Source organism: Moorena sp. SIO1F2 (genome assembly GCF_010672755.1).
GTDB lineage: Bacteria > Cyanobacteriota > Cyanobacteriia > Cyanobacteriales > Coleofasciculaceae > Moorena.
On record NZ_JAAHFV010000546.1, the window covers coordinates 1 to 2,869 of the forward strand.

At 38.5% G+C, this 2,869-nt stretch carries 2 protein-coding genes; both read left to right on the top strand.

Annotated features, from left to right (window positions below):
- The first annotated feature begins 28 nt into the window (after positions 1-28).
- Positions 29-1,900 carry a heterocyst formation ABC transporter subunit HepA gene (hepA, locus tag F6J94_RS32475; RefSeq protein WP_293047795.1) on the top strand — a complete coding sequence of 624 codons (1,872 nt, stop codon included), beginning with the start codon at positions 29-31 and terminating at the stop codon, positions 1,898-1,900.
- 81 nt (positions 1,901-1,981) lie between these two features.
- Positions 1,982-2,779, top strand: coding sequence for a hypothetical protein (locus F6J94_RS32480; protein WP_293047797.1), 798 nt, complete (start codon positions 1,982-1,984; stop codon positions 2,777-2,779).
- Positions 2,780-2,869 lie beyond the last annotated feature (90 nt).

The following is a 2,869-nucleotide window of genomic DNA, read 5'->3' on the forward strand; positions in this document are numbered from 1 at the left end:
TCTATCAAAATAGGTCTAAATAAAACCAGTGAGTATTCTATATAGAATTGCTGAAATAAAGCTTATTGATTCTGTAATCAGATTTACAAAATCAACTAAATTGTGGCAAGACAACCACTTCATATTAAGGGAATTTAAATTCCTTAAACAAGCTGCTTTTTTTGCTATTGTTTTAACGATAATTGCTTCACTATTTGAAGGATTTGGATTAGGGTTTATCCTAAATTTTTTACAAAATCTAACCGACCCTAATGCTACCCCAATTCAGACAGGTATTAACTGGTTCGATATATCGGTACTTGGAGTAAATAGACCGTTCAATGATAGAATTTACCGGATATCTGCTCTAATTCTGATCACAACCTGGTTGCGTTCAGCCTTTATGTTTGGTGGACGCAGGTACAGCATGATAACTCAGATGAATTTGTTAGATAGGCTGCGCAAGAAGCTATTTGAGCAACTTCAACGGCTGAGTTTGGGTTACTTTTCTCATAGTCGTTCTGGAGCGCTAGTTTACAGTCTAACTACCGAACTAGAAAAAATTAATCAAGCTTTTGATGTGACAGCTTTTATGTTGACTAGAGTTTCTCTTCTAGTTGTCTATGTCACATCAATGTTCTTGCTTTCTTGGCAACTTTCCATTGCCTCATTAATGCTCTTTAGCCTGATGAGTGTTGGTCTTTCTAACTTGGTTAAAAGGGTGCGAGAGACAAGTTTTGATGTTTCAAAGGCAGGCAGTAACTTTACATCAGTTGCTGTAGAGTTTATCAATGGCATTCGCACAGTTAAGGCATTTGCAAGTCAAGAATTTGAGCGTAGACGATTCTATAACGCTAGCGAAAACGTTGCAAACATCACTATCAAATCTGCCTCATTTGGGTATGCCATAGAACCGATTGGGGAAAGCGTAGCCACCACAATTCTGATCGGGATGATTATTGTAGCATTTACCATCTTCGTTCCTAATGGACAGATGCAGGCAGCTTCATTACTCACTTTCTTGTTTGTTTTGTTTCGTCTGATCCCGATTATACGTCTGATTAATAATGCCAGAGGGCGTCTTGGGGAATTCACCGGACCAATGAATAACATTAAAGAGCTGCTGAGAACTGACAACAAACCATACTTGCAGAATGGTAACGTGCAATTTTCAGGATTGCAGCGAGGGATTGAGTTTGCTTCGGTGGACTTTGGTTACGATCCCTCTAACCTAGTGCTGCACGATATTACCTTAACTATCAACAAAGGAGAGACAACAGCCCTGGTCGGTGCTTCTGGTTCAGGTAAAACAACCCTTGCTGACTTAATTCCCCGATTTTATGACCCAACCGCAGGTAAAGTTATCATTGATGGCACTGACTTACAAGAGTTTGAAATCAACTCTGTACGTCGTAAACTAGCTATTGTTAGTCAGGATACATTTATTTTCAACACCTCTGTTCGCAATAACATTGCTTATGGTTCAGAACAGGCAGATGACCTGGCAATTCGAGAAGCCGCAAAACTTGCCAATGCATTAGACTTCATCCTAGATTTGCCTGAAGGTTTTGACACGCAACTGGGTGATCGGGGAGTTCGATTATCTGGAGGTCAACGTCAACGGCTGGCAATTGCTCGTGCTTTACTGCGAGCACCAGAGATTCTGATCTTAGATGAGGCAACTAGTGCCTTAGATTCTGTGTCTGAGCGCCTGATTCAGGAGTCCTTAGAAAAACTTGCTGTAGGACGGACAGTAATTACCATTGCCCATCGCTTATCGACCATTTCCAAAGCTGATAAGGTAGTCGTTCTCGAACAGGGGCGAATTGTGGAGCAAGGAAAGTATCAAGAGTTACTCGAAAAGCGCGGTAAACTTTGGAAATATCACAAGATGCAGCATGAAGTTGGTCAAACAAATTAAGACTAGCTAGTAGCAATTATCAATGTCCAACTCTAGTAGTAACTAGAATTGATTGTTTGTTAATATTATCGGAGGATTAACATGTTCGTAATTGTTAGAAAAACAGGTCAATTAGGCAATAGAATGATGCTATTTGCCAACTTTATGGCTTTTGCAATGGAATACAACTTCAAAGTCATAAATCCTGCCTTTGATGAATATGCAGTTTTTTTTGAGGGAACCCATAACGATTTTTTTTGTCGATACCCTGCCCAAAAATCACTTCTTAAAGGCAATAGTCTTAAACTGAAAAGAAATTTTCATAGATTCGTTTACCATTCAACCCGCTTATTGGTTAAAGATTATACAGATTTTAAGTTCTCCAATATAAATATTTTAAGAGATACTGGAGTACACAAAGCTGTAATTTTTAATGATAACTTTGCAAAGTTTTTTAGTGAAACCAACTTAGTATTTATTCATGGATATTGGTTTAGAAATCCTGTACTCTTTTTGAAGTATGCAGAAACAATAAGGAAGTTTTTTACGCCAATACAGCAACATACTCAAACGATAAACCAACTCGTAAGTAACCTAAAAAAAACCTGTGACATTCTGGTTGGTGTTCACATTAGGCAGGGAGATTATAAAAAATTGCTAGGAGCAAAATATCTCTACAGCACTGATGATTATGTGAACTTAATGAAAAAAACAGAACGTCTTTTTAATGGAAAAAAAGTCAAATTTTTACTATGTTCAAATGTGCCCCAGGACAGAGATAAATTCTCAAAATTAGATTTCGCTTTTGCCAACAACCACATTGTAGAAGATATGTACTCACTTGCTCAGTGTGACTATATCAAGACCTTGATGCAGAAGTTAAGTTGGAGTGGAATGTAGAATACGCCGAAACTGTACAACTGACTTTACCTCAGGGGGTAGTCCCACAACCCACCAGCGGTTCTCTGGAGGTAAAACCCCAGCAAATGT

Coding starts and splice junctions, on each gene's coding strand:
- F6J94_RS32480 (WP_293047797.1), top strand. CDS start 1,982: ATGTTCGTAATTGTTAGAAAAACAGGTCAATTAGGCAATAGAATGATG.